This is a genomic window from Trebonia kvetii, from assembly GCF_007827045.1.
GTDB lineage: Bacteria > Actinomycetota > Actinomycetes > Streptosporangiales > Streptosporangiaceae > Trebonia > Trebonia kvetii.
Genome location: NZ_RPFW01000002.1, coordinates 688,163 through 703,220, shown reverse-complemented (window position 1 = coordinate 703,220; position 15,058 = coordinate 688,163). Strand labels below are relative to the sequence as shown.

The 15,058-nt window shown below is 67.7% G+C and carries 15 protein-coding genes; 6 read left to right on the top strand and 9 right to left on the bottom strand.

Annotated elements, in window-relative coordinates; translation table 11 throughout:
• Positions 1–48: 48 nt before the first annotated feature.
• A complete protein-coding gene (locus EAS64_RS11890) occupies positions 49–393 on the top strand; it encodes an NUDIX hydrolase (protein WP_145852980.1) in 345 nt (114 codons plus the stop codon).
• Here the strand turns inward: EAS64_RS11890 and EAS64_RS11885 are convergent.
• The 6 genes from EAS64_RS11885 to EAS64_RS11860 are packed head-to-tail and all read right to left on the bottom strand — an operon-like array spanning position 390 to position 7,083.
• Complete coding sequence (locus tag EAS64_RS11885; protein ID WP_145852979.1) at positions 390–1,379, bottom strand: ABC transporter ATP-binding protein; 990 nt, start codon at positions 1,377–1,379, stop codon at positions 390–392. The two genes, EAS64_RS11890 and EAS64_RS11885, sit on opposite strands and share 4 nt — an antisense overlap.
• Complete coding sequence (locus tag EAS64_RS11880; protein WP_187365853.1) at positions 1,376–2,437, bottom strand: ABC transporter ATP-binding protein; 1,062 nt, start codon at positions 2,435–2,437, stop codon at positions 1,376–1,378. The genes EAS64_RS11885 and EAS64_RS11880 overlap by 4 nt, the downstream gene beginning before the upstream one ends.
• Positions 2,430–3,398 (bottom strand): ABC transporter permease, encoded by a 969-nt coding sequence (locus EAS64_RS11875; protein ID WP_145852977.1) that lies wholly within the window; start codon positions 3,396–3,398, stop codon positions 2,430–2,432. Before EAS64_RS11875 ends, EAS64_RS11880 begins: the two co-directional genes overlap by 8 nt.
• On the bottom strand, positions 3,395–4,420 hold the full coding sequence (locus EAS64_RS11870) for an ABC transporter permease (protein WP_246115634.1): 1,026 nt from the start codon (positions 4,418–4,420) through the stop codon (positions 3,395–3,397). Before EAS64_RS11870 ends, EAS64_RS11875 begins: the two co-directional genes overlap by 4 nt.
• Positions 4,417–6,150: an ABC transporter substrate-binding protein gene (locus EAS64_RS11865; RefSeq protein ID WP_145852976.1), complete on the bottom strand. Its 1,734-nt coding sequence runs from the start codon at positions 6,148–6,150 to the stop codon at positions 4,417–4,419. Before EAS64_RS11865 ends, EAS64_RS11870 begins: the two co-directional genes overlap by 4 nt.
• 30 nt (positions 6,151–6,180) lie before the next feature.
• Complete coding sequence (locus EAS64_RS11860; protein WP_145852975.1) at positions 6,181–7,083, bottom strand: proline iminopeptidase-family hydrolase; 903 nt, start codon at positions 7,081–7,083, stop codon at positions 6,181–6,183.
• Between the two features lie 155 nt (positions 7,084–7,238).
• Here EAS64_RS11860 and EAS64_RS11855 point away from each other — a divergent pair, with 155 nt between their 5' ends.
• Positions 7,239–8,018, top strand: coding sequence for a FadR/GntR family transcriptional regulator (locus EAS64_RS11855; RefSeq protein WP_145852974.1), 780 nt, complete (start codon positions 7,239–7,241; stop codon positions 8,016–8,018).
• 224 nt (positions 8,019–8,242) lie between these two features.
• Here the strand turns inward: EAS64_RS11855 and EAS64_RS47415 are convergent, their stop codons facing one another.
• A complete protein-coding gene (locus EAS64_RS47415) occupies positions 8,243–8,620 on the bottom strand; it encodes a hypothetical protein (protein WP_369333560.1) in 378 nt (125 codons plus the stop codon).
• Between EAS64_RS47415 and EAS64_RS43490 the strand changes: the two genes are divergently transcribed.
• A complete protein-coding gene (locus tag EAS64_RS43490; protein WP_222849229.1) occupies positions 8,531–8,965 on the top strand; it encodes a hypothetical protein in 435 nt (144 codons plus the stop codon). The two genes, EAS64_RS47415 and EAS64_RS43490, sit on opposite strands and share 90 nt — an antisense overlap.
• A 22-nt stretch (positions 8,966–8,987) precedes the next feature.
• Positions 8,988–9,575 (top strand): NUDIX hydrolase, encoded by a 588-nt coding sequence (locus tag EAS64_RS11845; RefSeq protein WP_145852972.1) that lies wholly within the window; start codon positions 8,988–8,990, stop codon positions 9,573–9,575.
• 2 nt (positions 9,576–9,577) lie between these two features.
• On the opposite strand, the gene EAS64_RS11840 is transcribed toward EAS64_RS11845, so the two are convergent.
• Positions 9,578–10,735, bottom strand: a complete 1,158-nt coding sequence (locus tag EAS64_RS11840) for an acyl-CoA dehydrogenase family protein (protein ID WP_145852971.1) — start codon at positions 10,733–10,735, stop codon at positions 9,578–9,580.
• Positions 10,736–10,967: 232 nt separating this feature from the next.
• Here EAS64_RS11840 and EAS64_RS11835 point away from each other — a divergent pair, with 232 nt between their 5' ends.
• Positions 10,968–12,119 (top strand): 5-methyltetrahydropteroyltriglutamate--homocysteine S-methyltransferase, encoded by a 1,152-nt coding sequence (locus EAS64_RS11835; protein WP_145852970.1) that lies wholly within the window; start codon positions 10,968–10,970, stop codon positions 12,117–12,119.
• Between the two features lie 62 nt (positions 12,120–12,181).
• Here EAS64_RS11835 and EAS64_RS11830 read toward each other — a convergent pair whose 3' ends face one another.
• Positions 12,182–13,054 carry a YoaK family protein gene (locus EAS64_RS11830; RefSeq protein ID WP_145852969.1) on the bottom strand — a complete coding sequence of 291 codons (873 nt, stop codon included), beginning with the start codon at positions 13,052–13,054 and terminating at the stop codon, positions 12,182–12,184.
• A gap of 276 nt (positions 13,055–13,330) precedes the next feature.
• Between EAS64_RS11830 and EAS64_RS11825 the strand changes: the two genes are divergently transcribed.
• Entirely contained in the window at positions 13,331–15,031 is a 1,701-nt protein-coding gene (locus tag EAS64_RS11825; protein WP_187365850.1) for an ABC transporter substrate-binding protein, read from the top strand.
• The last annotated feature ends 27 nt before the right edge of the window (positions 15,032–15,058 follow it).

Sequence of the window (15,058 nt, the reverse complement as noted above, 5' to 3'; positions counted from 1 at the left end):
CGCCCAGCAGCCCGTCGACGCCGTAGCCGGACTGCGATACTGGCGGGCATGCGCTGGACCGTGCACAGTGAGAGGCCGCAGTGCGAAGACGAGTGGATCGACATCCGGCTCGCCGATGTCGAACTGCCCGACGGCCGCCACCTAGAACACCGACTGATCCGTACTCCGCCCGGCGCCGGCCGCGTCACGGTCAAGGACGGGCGTGTCCTGCTGCTATGGCGGCACCGGTTCATCACCGGCACCTGGGGCTGGGAGATCCCCGTCGGCAAGATCGACCCCGGCGAAGACCCCGCCCACGCCGCCGCCCGCGGCGAGATCTCCACCAGTACCACCCTCGCCGCGTTGCTCTACGCGCTCACGTGCCAGCCACCGGCGGTTCCGTTCGGGGCCTAGCCGAGCAGGGGGAAGTGACAGGCCGCGACCCGGCCAGGCGCCACTTCCCGCGCGATCGGCCGCTCGGTGGCGCAACGCTCCCTGGCATAGGGGCAGCGCGTCCGGAACGCGCAGCCCGACGGGCCGTCCATCGGGTCAGGCACGTCCCCGGTCAGCAGGATGCGCTCGCGGGGGATCGTCGTCTCGTCCGCGATCTCCGGTTCCGCCGAGAGCAAGGCCTGGGTGTACGGATGGGCTGGCTGCTGGTAGAGGCTCTCGGCGTCGGCCAGCTCGACGATCTGCCCGAGGTACATCACGGCGATGCGCGCCGACACGTGCCGCACCACCCCGAGGTCATGGGCGATGAAGACATAGGTGAGGTCGAGCTCGTCCTGCAGGTCAGCGAAGAGGTTGAGCACCTGCGCCTGGATCGAGACATCGAGCGCCGACACGGGCTCGTCGGCGACGATCACCTTCGGCTCCATGGCGAGTGCGCGGGCGATGCCCACGCGCTGGCGCTGCCCGCCCGAGAACTCGTGGGGGAACCGGTCGGCATGACTGGCGTCGAGCCCGACCACGTGCAGCAGTTCACGGACCCGCCGCTCCCGGGAGCGCCGGTCTCCGTAGCCGTGAATCTCCAGTGGCTCACCGATGATGTCACCGACACGCCGGCGCGGGTTGAGCGAGGCGTAGGGATCCTGGAAGACTAGCTGAAGCTCCTTGCGGACGGGGCGCAGCTGCCGGCGGGACAGCTTGCTGATGTCGCGGCCACCGAACGTCACCGTGCCGGACGTGATGTCCGTGAGCCGCACCAGGCACCGGCCGAGGGTGGACTTGCCGCAGCCTGACTCGCCGACAATGCCCAGAGTCTCGCCCGCGCGCACTTCCAGCGAGACGCCGTCGACGGCGCGCAGCACGCCGCTACGCCCCCGTCCGCGCCGGTGCACGTTGAACGTCTTGGTGAGGTTATCCGTGGCGAGCACGACCTCACGCCCTGCGTCACTCACTGCGTCGCCCCCTCGAGATCATCCGGCTGATCACGGCGGACCGCCGCCTGCGCTATCTGAAGCCGGAGCTGCTGACGGTCATCCCGGGGCAGCCAGCAGGCGTCGACGTGGTCTCCGGTGCCGCCAAGCGCAGGTCGCACCGCGCAGGCATCGTGGCGCAGGCGACAACGCGGGCCGAAGGCGCAGCTCTCGGCGATCTCAAGTGGCGATGGCGGTGCTCCGGGAATCACCGGGAGTCGGCGGACCCGCCCGCCGCGGGTGTTCGGCACCGAGGAGAGCAGCCCCCACGTGTAGGGGTGCTGCGGCCGGTGGAAGACAGCGCTCTTCGGCCCCTGCTCAGCCACCCGGCCGGCGTACATCACCAGCACCCGGTCGGCGATCTCGGAGACAACGCCCATGTCGTGGGTGATCAAGATGACAGACGAGCCGTGGGCCGCCTGCAGCCGCCGTATTAGGTCGAGGATCTGCGCCTGCGTGGTGACGTCGAGCGCTGTCGTGGGCTCGTCAGCGATCAGCAGCGCCGGATTACAGGTAAGGGCCATGGCGATCATCACCCGCTGCCGCATGCCGCCGGAGAACTCGTGGGGATACTGGTGGATACGGCGCGCCGGATCAGGGATTCCCACCTCACCGAGCATCCCGGCCGCCCGGTCAAGCGCGGCCTTCTTCGTCACCCTCTCGTGCGCCCGGACTTGCTCGGCGATCTGCCAACCGACTGTGTAGACCGGGGTGAGCGACGTCATGGGGTCCTGGAAGATCATGGCGATCTCGCGACCGCACAGCCCGCGCATCTCGCTCTCGGGCAGCGCCAGCAAGTCACGCACCTCAAGGTCACGCCCGCGGAAGTAGGCGTGACCGGTCACGGATGCGTTGGGATCCCTGATGAGCCGCATGAGCGTCATCATCGAGACGCTCTTGCCAGAACCGGACTCGCCCACGATGCCCAGCACCTCCCCCTGGGCAACGGTGAAAGACAGGCCATCGACCGCGGTGACGATGCCCCGCCGGGTGCGGAAGCGCACGGTCAGGTCGCGGACGTCGAGAATTGGTTCAGGCACGGCGCACCCTGGGGTCGATGGCGGCGTAGACGATGTCGACCAGCGCATTGGCGAGCACGACGAAGAACGCCGCGTAAAGCACGCAGGCCATGATCACCGGGAGGTCGAGGTCCTGCAGGGAGTTGTAGGTGAGCAGGCCGACTCCTGGCAGCCCGAAGACCACCTCGTTGAGCAGCGCCGCCCCCCCGACGAGCGCGCCGAAGTCGAGCCCGAACAGCGCCACGATCGGGATGAGGGAGCAGCGCAGCGCGTGAGCAACCAGGACGCGCCGCTCCGACAGGCCCTTGGCCCGTGCCGTGCGTACGTAGTCCTCGTTGAGCGCCTCAAGTATCTCGCCGCGCAGAACGCGGGCGTAGATGCCCGCGTAGAGGACCGCCAGCGTCAGCCAGGGGAAAAGCAGGTGCAGGGCCCACTCGGCCGGGTTGGCGGTCAGGCTGACGTAGCCGAGAGGCGGCACCCAGGAGAATGCCCCGGAGTGCCACTTGTCCTGCGTGACCAGGTTGACGACCTCGCCGAGCCAGTAGGTAGGCACCGACACGCCAACCACGCCGACAACCATCATCACCGGGTCAGCGACCGACCCGTGGGTGGCCGCGGATATCGTGCCGAACAGGACGCCAAGCAGCATCCAAATCACGGCGGCGCCGATCACGAGGGAGAGCGTGACCGGCGCGGCCTGCAAGATCTGCGGGATGACCTCGGTTCCGCGGTTCACGTACGACGTGAGGTCATGCCTGACGAGGAGGTGATCCATCATCAGCAGGTACCTGATCGGCAGCGGCCGGTCCAGGCCGAACGTGTGGCGCACCTGGGCCAGGGTCGCTGGATCGGCGTTGCGCCCGGCGATCCTGGCTGCCGGGTCGACGCCAGGGGTCGCGAAAAAGATGAGGAACGTCACGACGCTTATGGTGAAGAGCACCAAGACCGTGGAGGCGAGGCGGCGCAGAACGAAGCGGGTCATGCGGCCCCCCGCAGCCGTGCCTTCGGATCGAGCGCGCTGCGGACGCTGTCACCGAGCAGGTTCAGCACCACGGCGGTGATGACGATCATGAGCCCGGGGGCGATCGCAACGATGGGCCGCGTGTAGAGCAGCCCGAGACCGTCGTTGATGATCGTGCCCCAGCTGGCGTTCGGCGGCTGCACGCCGACCGAGAGAAACGACAGCGCCGATTCGGTGAGCATGTTGATCGCGGTCATCAGGGGCAGGAAGACCAGCACCATGGGCGCGACGTTAGGCAGCACGTCCCGCCGCAGGATCCGGGCATCGGAGCCGCCGACGCCGATTGAGGCGTGGATGAATTCCCTGCCTCTCAGGGCAAGTACCTGGGCGCGCACCGGCCGGGCGACGTAGGGCACGTAGACCGCCGCGATGATCAGCACCGGGAGCCAGATGCTGCCCGCTCCGACGGTGACCGGCCCGAGTCGCAGCCCATTGGTCAGCAAAACCACCGAGAGTGAGATGGCGAGCAGGTAGACAGGAAAGGCCCAGATCACGTCGAAGAACCAGTTCAGCACGGCGTCGACCACGCCGCCGAAGTAGCCAGAGATTACGCCGAGAAGCGCGGCGATGACACAGCAAATGAGCGCTGAGCTGATTCCGATCAGGAGGCTGTTGCGGCCGCCGTAGAGCAGGCGCGCCATCACGTCCCTGCCCTGGTTGTCCGCGCCGAGAAAGTAATGGCGGACGTCCCAGGTCGGGCCGATCGGAGTGACGCCAAGGCCCAGCCCCGTGGTCGTCGGCGCGAGGACGGGCACTGTCTTGCCATCCACTAGCGTCGTGCCTGACACGTTCGACATGAACGGGTTGGTGTGTGCGATGTAGTGCGCGTAGACGGGCGCCAGCAGGCACAACAGGACGATGAGCAGGAAGATCGCGGATGAGGCGATCGCCGTGCGGTCTCGTGCCAGATCTGCCAGCGCTGTCCGCCATGGTCCCCCCGTGGGGACCATGGCGGACGGCGTAGCGACTGTCGTCTCGGTCACTTGACCCAGAGCTGGTCGACCAGCATGTAGAACTGCTTGCTGAACTCGTAGTTGCCGACCCTGCTTGACGTGAAGTCAATCAGCTTGGGGGTGAAGAGCGGGGCGACCGGGGCCTGCTCCATCACGGCCTTATCGATCTGACCCCACATCGTGTTGGCCTGCGTCAGGCTGGTCCGCTCCGTCTTGAGAGCGGCATCCATCTGGGCGTCGATGCCCTTGTCGCAGAAGCCGGCGATGTTGATGCTCGAATCGCTGCCCGGGTGGAACGAGGCGCACGACAGCAGCACATGCAGGAAGTCCGAGGCGGCGGGGTAGTCCTGGTACCACGATGAGATCGAGATCTGCACCTTGTTGTTGGTGTTCTGGATGTAGGTGAACTGGATGTTCGGTGAGATCGGCTTGAGGACGGCCTTGTAGCCGATCTGGTTCAGCACGCTCTGCAGGTACTCACCGAGTTGCTTGTTGACATCGTCGGACTGGACGACGACGCCGACGGTCTGGCCGGCCGTGCCAGACTCCTTGACCAGTTGCTTCGCCTTGGCGAGATCGGGTGCGGTCCAGGTCGCGCCACCGCTGGCCGTGTAGTCGCAGAAGTCAACGTGCCCGGGGAAGCCTGGCGGCAAGAAGGTGCAGGCGGGTGAGGCGAGATTGCTCCCGCCGTAGATCTTGACCATGGCGGAACGGTCGATCGCCCAGTTGACCGCCTCGCGGGCCTTGACGTTGTTGAACGGCGCGATGTTGGCGTTCATCGGGGCGTAGAACATCGCCGTCAGCGTGTTGACGTGCGCTTGGCTGGCGTACTTCGTGCCGATCTCGCCTAGCCGGTCGGCGGGCAGCGGGTCGAAGATCCAGTCGGCCTGCCCATTCTCGACCGCGGTCACCTCATCCTCGACGGTGAGGCCGAAGGTCTGGATGATCTCGTCGGGGTAGCCCTGCGGCTCGGCCGCGGCGGACCACTGCTTGAAGTACGGGTTGCGCTTCAGCACGAGCTGACGGTTGGGGTCATAGGACGCGAAGTAGTACGCGCCCGTGCCGGGGATCGGCGTCGAGCCCTGGTCCTTGCCGGGGGTCGAGGCGGGCAGGATCGTCGCGTGCGGCACCGAGAGCTTGTACTCGAACTCCGGGTCCGGCGCCGTCAGGTGGATCACGACCGTGCTGGTCGCCGGGTCGGCCACGACTCCCTTCGGCAGGTCGCACGTCGCCGGGGTCTTGAGGCAGGCGTCGGCGCCCACGATGCCGTTGTAGAAGGTGCCGGCGGTCGGGCTGGAGACCTTGAAGATGCGCTCAAACGACGCGACGACGTCCTTGGTGGTCACCGGCTGGCCGTTGGAGAACTTGATGCCAGAGCGGAGCTTGAAGGTATAGGTCTTGCCGCCGTCTGTCACCGTCGGCATGGCGGCCGCCAGGTCGGGCACGACCTGAAAGCTGGCCTGGCCACTCACCTTCTGGAACGCGAGCAGGCCGTCGTACGTGGCCTGGTAGAGCTGCCAGTACTGCAGGGTGTAGTTGATCTGCGGGTCGAGCGTGCCCCCGGCGGCGTTGGCGACTAGGTGCAGCGTGCCGCCAGCGTGGGCGGCGTTGTAGCCTGCGGCCGCCGGGGCAGACGAGCTCGCCGAGCCGCTCGCCGAGGCGGAAGGGCTGCTGCTTGCGCCTCCTCCGCTGCTGCAGGCCGCGATCGCGGACAGGACGGCAACGCTGGCGAGCGCTGCGGCGGTTCTGTGATGCTTCATGGACACTCCGGGAATGAGAGGGGCGGGCGGTCAGTCGTGCTCGCGGAGGAACATCCCGACGACATCGAGGAAGCGCTCTTCCTCTTCGACGTGAGGCATGTGGCTGGACTCGGCAAAGACCTCCCAGCGCACATCAGGGATCGCGTCGTAAAAGGGCTGCATCGTTGCGGCCGTCGCCTCGTCGTAGGCGCCGTTGATCAGCAGGGTGGGCGCCGTGATGCGATGAGCCCGGTCCGCCACGGACCAGTCGCGCAGCGTGCCGGTGATGTGGAACTCATTCGGCCCGTTCATCGTGTGGTACACGGTCGGGTCGGCCCGGATCGCGTTGTCGGTGTCGATGACCTCCTGCGGGTTCGGCACGACGCGGCACAGGTGGCGGCCATTGAAGACCTTCGTCGCCGCCTCGTACTCCGGATCGTCGTAAGTACCGGCTGCTTCATGTCGCCGGAGTGCTTCCTGGACCTCCTGCGGCAACTCGGCGACGAGCTTGCTCGTCTCGCAGGCCCACAGTTCCATTGAGGCCGGCGAGTCGCAGAGCACGAGCGACCTCATGCCCGGCGGCTGGAGCACGGCATGCTCGGCGCCGAGCATGCCGCCCCAGGACTGCCCGAGTAGGTGGTAGCCGTCGGCGATGTCGAGGGCCGCGAGCAGGTTGTCGAGCTCGTCGAGGAAGACTTGCACGGTCCAGAAGCCCGCGCCCTTCTCCGGCAGGTGAGTCGAGTTGCCGATCCCGAGCTGATCGTAGTGAATGACCGCTCGCCCCTGCTCCGCGAGCCGGGCCATGCGCAGCGTGTAGTTATGCGCCGCGCCGGGGCCGCCGTGCAGCACGACCAGCGGCGGCGCGCCCGACCCGAGGTCACCGGTGATGCGGTACCAGGTCTGCCAGGGCCCGAAGGGGGCATAGCCGGTGACCGTGGGTTCGGGGATCGCCACGGTTCCTCCTAGTTACTCAAAAAACCCGCGATAGTTGCGCGGGTGAAGTAAGACTGGAGGTTAAATGTCCTGGTGGACAAGCCATTTAATAAGGTCTTCATGACGCTTAACACACCAGACACCATCGCCCCCCGCTAGTGAACGGAGAGTGAGGCGTGCCTTACCCCACGGGCTCTGGTGCGGGTGCGGCCGACGGCGTGCGCCGCCTCGTTCACCCCGCGCCCCTCAGCGAGCCGGTCCAGCGCGCCAGCGCCCCCAGTGAGGTCACCGATCGGCTCCTTGCTGCCATCGCCATCGGCGAGTTCCTCCCGGGTGAGCGACTTCCCGCTGAGCGCACGCTCGCCCAGATGCTCGGCGTCGCGAGATCAACCGTTCATGACGCGCTGCACCAGCTGCGCGACGCGGGCGTCGTCGAGATCCGTCTCGGGCGCAGCGGCGGGGCAGTGGTCCGCAGCGACTGGACACCAGAGTCGGCCGGCGCCGTCGCGCGAACGCTCTCGGTTCAGCGACCGCAGCTCGGGGAGCTTTTCGATCTGCGGCGACTCGTCGAGGGCATGATCGCCCGCGCCGCCGCCGAGCGTCGAACCCCCGATGACGTGCGCCAGCTCGAGAACGGCCTGCTCGCCTGCCGCCGCGCTCGGTCGTCGAAAGAAGCCCACGCCGCAGACCAGTCGATCCACCGCGCGGTCGCGTCCGCCACGCAGAACACGCATGTGCTCGCCATGCGCGAGAGCATCCTCGCGACCATCACTCTCGGCATCGGCATCGAACCCTATAGCGCAACCCACTACGACCAGGCGCTCAACGAGCATACGGAACTGGTGGAGGCAATCATCGCCGGCGACGTCGATGGGGCCGGGGGCATCGCCGAACGGCACTTCGAGATCACTCGCGACGTCGTCCAACGAGTCCTCGACCGCCCTGACACTCCGTAGATCGGCCGATCTTCAGGCAGGCGGCGGCCACCCGTCGCGAGCGTGGTCAGTTACCCGATTACCGGGCCTTGAGCAGCTGCCGCGCCATCACCACGCGCTGGATCTGGTTCGTCCCCTCGTAGATCTGGGTGATCGTGGACCACTGGGCAGTTCCCGCAGGTAGATGGCTTGTTGGGCAGCCGGGCGTAGCTCGTCCCACGCGATGCGGTGTTCCACGGTGCTCCTCACCTCGTGTCCCAGGGGACCCGGGCGGTGTCGGGTCCCCTGTCAGGCCGCGGGCTGTCCGGCCTCGGTTTGGCTGGTCGCGGCTCGGTTTGATCCATCCGGTGGGTGATCCATGAGCGTCCGGCCTCGGCGGCTTGGGCACGAAAGACGCGTCCGTCCATCGGCCCGTGGATGGCCTTGTACTCGCGGAACATTGTCCACAGCGCTCCGAGAGCTGTTACAGCGCTAGGAGGCGCGGTACCCCAGGCTGGCATCTGGGCCACCAGTTGCTCGGCGCTTGCTGGGCTGTGTCCGGCCTCTATGAGACGAGGAACGAGCAGGGCCGCGTCGATCCACGAGGCACCCGCGCAGGCGAAGGCCCAGTCGACGGCGAGCACGTCTCCGCGGCCGGTCACCTTGAGGTTGCCGGGGTGGAGATCGTAATGAACCAGGCTGCCGCCGCCCAGCAGTCCGTCGACGCCTCCGCCCACAGCCACGCCCGGGGACGCGTCCACCGGCTTGCCACGCTCGCCACCGTCCTGGCCGGGCAACGCGACGCCGAGAACGCGGCAGGCACCGCGATGCGGATGCTCGACCACGCGACAGGCATGGAATCCCGTCGTATCCACGAGCGCATCGTCGCCGTCCGCGACGCGATTACCAGCGTGTCCGACGGCCGCGCGTCCGCCGAACTGGCCGAGCGGGTCACTGACATGACCGGCGCGCACCTGCGCGCCGGATAGCCGGGCTGCGATACTGGCGGGCATGCGCTGGACCGTGCACAGTGAGAAGCCGCTGTACGAAGACGAGTGGCTCGACATCCGGCTCGCGGACGTCGAGCTGCCCGACGGACGCCACCTGGAACACCGGCTGATCCGCACCCCTCCCGGCGCCGGCTGCGTCACTCTCAAAGACGAGCGCGTCCTGCTGCTATGGCGGCACCGGTTCATCACCGATACCTGGGGCTGGGAGATACCAGTCGGCAAGATCAACCCCGGCGAGGATCCCAGCCATGCCGCTGCGCGCGAAACCGAGGAAGAGACCGGCTGGCGCCCTGGCCCACTCAGTCCGCTCCTGCGGGTCGAGCCCACGCCCGGCATCTCCGACTCCGTCCACCACATTTACCTCGCCGACGGCGCCGAGCGGATCGGGCCGCCCGAAGACTACTTCGAGTCCGACCACGTCAGCTGGGTGCCACTCGCCGACATCCCCGCGCTGGTCAGCCAAGGCGAGATATCCACCGGCACCACCCTCGCGGCGGTGCTTTACGCGCTCACGCGTCAGCCACCGGGAAACTTAAGCCTGCACGCACGGCCTGGACGGGCACCAAGAATCCGCAGGTCAGCGCCCTAATATCACCCCTTCAGCAGCTGCCGCGCCATCACCACACGCTGGATCTGGTTGGTGCCCTCGTAGATCTGGGTGATCTTCGCGTCGCGCATCATCCGCTCGACGGGAAAGTCGCGGGTGTATCCATAGCCGCCGAGGAGCTGGACCGCGTCAGTGGTGACGGCCATGGCCGTGTCGGATGCCAGGCACTTGGCCGCTGAGGACGCGAACGTGAGGTCGGTGACCTTGTCGCCCGCCATGGCACGCTCGGACAGCGCGGCGGCGTGGTAGGTCAGCTGGCGGGCGCCTTCCAGCTTCATGGCCATGTCGGCGAGCATGAACTGCACGCCCTGGAAGTCGGCGATCGGCTTGCCGAACTGCCTGCGCTCCTTCACGTAGCCGGTGGCGTAATCGAGCGCCCCCTGCGCGATCCCCAGCGCCTGGGCGGCGATGGTGACACGGGTGTGATCGAGGGTGGCCAGGGCGGTCTTGAAGCCGGTTCCCTCGGCGCCGATGATGCGGTCGGCCGGGATCATGGTGTCTTCGAGTATGACGGTCCTGGTGGGCGAGCCCTTGATGCCCAGCTTCTTCTCTGGCTCGCCGAAGCTCACACCGGGATCGGTCTTCTCAACGACGAAAGCGGAGATGCCGCGTGCGCCGCGGTCGCGCTCGGTGACGGCCATCACCGTGTAGTACTGCGAGACTCCGGCGTTGCTGATCCACATCTTGGTGCCGTTGAGCACCCACCAGTCTCCGTCGCGCACGGCCCGGGTCTGCATCCCCGCGGCATCGGATCCCGCGTTGGCCTCGGAAAGCGCGTAGGAGAACAGCGCCTCGCCGCGGGCCACCGGCGGCAGGTACTTCTGCTTCAGCTCCGCCGAGCCGGACAGCAGCAGCGGCACCGTGCCCAGCTTGTTCACGGCGGGGATCAGCGACGAGGAAGCGCAGGCGCGCGCGACCTCCTCGATGATGATCACCGTCGCGAGCGCGTCGGCACCCTCGCCGCCGTAGCTGTCCGGGATGTGCGCCGCGTGCAGCCCGGCCCCGGTCAGCGCGTCGAGCGCCTCGGCGGGGAACCGCGCGGCCGCGTCGACCTCGGCGGCGAACGGCGCGATCTTCGCCTCCGCCACCTCGCGGACCGTCTGGCGCAGCAGCCGGAGCTCCTCCGGCAGTTCGTACATCATCGCGCCCTCCCACAGATTGGAACTCAGTACCTCTCATATGGTACTGAGTATCAACGCGCAAGACAAGGCGGTGTGATCCTGGCCGGATTTGTGGTGACGTGAGACGGACACGGCGTCCCGGTTGTCGCCTCACCCGTTGCAGGCACCGGACGGTCTACTCCCCGTGACAAGAGTCAACGATCGTGACAGGCTGCCCGAAGGGTCCGTTTCGTACCGAGCCGAGGGGGTCGCCGTGTCGCCGAGGACATCGCCGCCGTTCCGTGCCGATCATGTCGGGAGCTTCCTGCGACCTGCCAGGCTGCACGAGGCTCGCAGGCAGCGGGCGGCGGGCGAGATCTCCGCCGAGCAGCTGCGCGCGGTCGAGGACGACGCGGTCCGCGAGGTGGTCGCGCTGCAGCGAGAGGCGGGGCTCCGGTCGGTGACCGACGGCGAGTTCCGTCGCACCACCTGGCACATGGACTTCGTGTACCAGATCGGCGGCATCTCCAAGGTGCCGGGCACGCTGCTGTCCACCTTCCACAATGAGAACGGCGACATCACGTACACGCCGGACGCGATCAAGGTGACGCGCCGGCTGAGCATGGACAAGACGATCTTCGGCGAGGACTTCGCGTTCCTGCAGTCCGTCGCGGGCGGCTTGCTGCCAAAGCTGACGATTCCCGCCCCGTCGATGGTGCACTACCGCTCCGGCATCAGGGCCGTGGTGGACGAGGACGTGTACCCGGACGTGGAGGAGTTCTGGGCCGACCTGGGTGCGGCCTACCACGAGGAGGTGCGGCGCCTCGCCGCGCAGGGCTGCCGCTACCTCCAGCTCGACGACACGTCCCTGGCATACGTGAACGACCCGGCGCAGCGCGCCTACATCGCCGAGCGCGGCGAGGACGCCGAGCACATGCACGAGCGGTACATCGCGCTCACCAACGCGGCGGTGGCGGGCCGCCCGGCGGACATGGCGATCACCACCCACCTGTGCCGCGGCAACTTCCAGTCGTCCTGGGTGGCCGCGGGCGGCTACGAGTTCGTCGCCGAAGCGCTGTTCAACGGGCTGGACGTGGACGGGTTCTTCCTTGAGTACGACGACGAGCGGTCCGGCGGCTTCGAGCCGCTGCGCTTCGTGCCGCCAGGCAAGCAGGTGGTCCTCGGCCTGGTGACCACCAAACGCCCAGAACTGGAGTCGAAGGACGACCTCAAGCGCCGGATCGACGAGGCCGCCAAGTACGTGGACCTGGACCAGTTGTGCCTGTCCGGGCAGTGCGGCTTCGCGTCGACCGAGCAGGGCAACGCGCTCACCGCCGACGAGCAGAAGGCGAAGCTCGAGCTGATCACCGCGGTCGCCGCCGAGGTCTGGGGCGAGGACATGTCGAAAAAGTACGGGCCAGCCTAGGTCACCGATGCATGTAAGGCACTTTTAGACATGTCCTTAAGGCTCTCCCTGAGGAGAGGAGGTCAGCCCTTGCCCGCGGGAAACGCGCGCCACGAGGCCGTGCCTGAAGACCCGCCCCGGCTTGCCGTCGTGGCGCCGAGGGCCGCGACGGCGAGCAGCGCCGTCGCGAGGGCAATGGCGGACAGCGGGCTCATCCGCAGGGCGAGGGTGGCACCGGCCGCGCCGCCCGCAACCATGGCGGCGACCACGAGCAGCCGTCGGGCGAGCGCGGCCCGCGCGGCGGTGCGGGCCGGCCCGGCAGAGCCGGGTCCCGTGCCGGCCCGCAGGTCGGCGCCGAGGCCGGTGAGGGTCATCGTCAGCACGGTGGTGGTCATGTCGGGGACGGCCAGCTTGCGTGCCACCGCGTTCTGGATGCCGAGGGCGCCGGCGAGCAGGCAGGCCAGGACATCGGTGACGGCGGCGCCGAAGGCGCCGGCCGCACCGAGCTGGAGGGTGCCGTGGCTGGCACCAGGATCGCCGGACAGCGCCGCGATGAGCAGCGCCACGGCGGCGAGCAGCACCTCGGCGGCGGTGCCCGTGCGCAGCAGCGCGCCGCGGTCGGCCGACCGCGCGATCATCAGCCCGCCCGCGTACGCGCCGACGAGGAAGCCCGCGAGCGCGAACAGCGACGCGGACAGCGAGAACCCGGGCGCGCCGACGAGAGCGAACGCGGCGAAGACCACGTTGCCCGTCATGTTCGCGACGAACACCCGGCCGAGCGCCAGGATGGACACGGCGTCCACCACTCCGGTCACCACAGTCAGCGTGACGAGCAGCGCGGGCAGCGGCCCGAAGCGCGGGTCGGCGAACAGCGACCGCGCCAGGCCGTGCTCGCTAGCCGGGCGGGGTTCGGCAGGGGCAGGGCGACCCGGGCTGTCCCCGGCACCAGTGCTCATGCCCATGATCTTTCCCGCCTGTGGCGGGAATTTGGTTCGCGAACGCGAAACAGCTTGTCAGCGGGCTTTTGTGGCGAGGCACAAGGCCGGACAGCGGTCTGCGGGGGGCGGATACAAGTGAGTTAGCAAACCGCCTGGCCTCGAATATTGCTTCTTGCAGGCGCACCGAGCGGGTGAGAGTATCCAAGACAAATCTCAGGACGCTCGACTCCATATTTGTCACACACCAGCGTACGATTAATCACGAGTAGGTGAATGCCGGTGAGATTTCGGCTGATGTCAGTGCGGACCGCCTGCCTCGGTGGCGCGGCTGCACTTGTGCTGACTGCTGCCGCGTGCAGCAGTTCCTCGTCCCCGTCGGGTAGTTCCAGCCCGAGCAGCTCCGCGCAGGGCTCCTCCACGGGCAGCCCGCTCAACACCAACGCCCCGGTCAAGTCCGGCGGGTCGATCACGGTCCTGGAAAGCTCCGGTTACTCCGGTTCGTGGACCACTCTCGACCCGGCGCAGAACAAGGAAGGCGCCGCCACCCAGGACTTCATGACCGCGATCTACGGCCAGCTCTTCGAGCTCGGCACCGGCGGTGCGATCGTCCCCGACCTGGCCACCAGCTACAAGTTCAGCCCGGACGCCAAGGACGTCACCATCACGCTGCGTCAGGGCGTGAAGTTCACCGACGGCACGCCGTTCAACGCGCAGGCGGTGTACGTCAACTGGGAGCGTGACCTCGGCACGGTCGGCATCTCTAACGGTCTCAACCCCAACTGGCTGATCGCCAAGCTGCCGCCGCCCGCGGGCAGCGCGCCGGGGACGCCCACGCCGCCCGCGCCCGGCGCCATCCAGGTGACCGGTCCTTACACGATCGTCGTACACCAGATCGCGCCGAACGGCGCGTTCGTCGACCAGCTCTTCGACTCGATCCCCAACTGGATCGCGTCGCCGACCGCGCTGACGAGCGAGGGTACGACGTTCGGCCAGAAGCCGGTCGGTGCCGGGCCGTTCATGGTCGTGAGCAACGTTCCCAACAACGAGCTGGTGGTCAAGAAGAACCCGGACTACTGGCAGACCGGTCGTCCCTACCTGGACGAGATCACGTTCAAGACGGTGGGCAGCGACGAGGCTGCCTACGAGGCACTGCTCGCCAACCAGGGCCAGGTCTACGAGAACATGTCCACCTCGGCCCTGATCACGCAGTCCGAGCAGCACCTTCAGGTCGAGAACAACCTGGGCACGTCCCCGTACGACCTACAGCTCAACACCGCGGTGCCGCCGTTCAACAACCCCAAGGCACGTCAGGCGATCTACGCGGCGACCAACTTCGCGCCGATCCTCCAGCACGTCTTCGGCGGCCGGTACCCGATCGCCGAGAGCTTCACCGGACCGGGCGGCATCTGCTACGAGCAGAAGGTGCCCGGGTACCAGCAGTACGACCCGACGCTGGCCAAGCAGCTCATCGCCCAGACCGGCCTTGACAAGGTGACGATCGAGCTCGGCACGATCGCCCTGCAGACCGCGCAGGAGTCCATGGACGCGCTGCGCACCGAATGGGAGTCGCTCGGGCTGAAGGTCCACATCCAGTCCTGGAACCTGCAGGGCCTGATCGCGGCGTTCGAGGCGAACAAGGGCAAGAGCTGGCAGTCGATGGTGCAGACGGCCGGCGCTTACGACCCGGCAGGCGGCATCGGCGTCGGCTTCCGGTTCAGCTCGCTGTCGCCGTTCAGCGGCGTGCACGACCCGGCGCTCGACAAGCTGCTTAACCAGGCGCAGGGCAGCACGTCCCTGAACACCCGCTGCGGCTTCTACAACCAGGCCGCGGCCTACATCGCCAAGAACTACTACGGACCGTTCTTCTTCACCCTGGCCCCGTCGAACGTCGCGGTGCACGGCGTCAGCGGGCCTGGGATCTCCACGCCGCTGTCGTCGGTCGCGGTCGTGCCGACGATCCCGTGGGAGGACGTGTACTACAACCCGTCCTCCTGACCGGAAGACCTGAAAGAAAGACCTGAA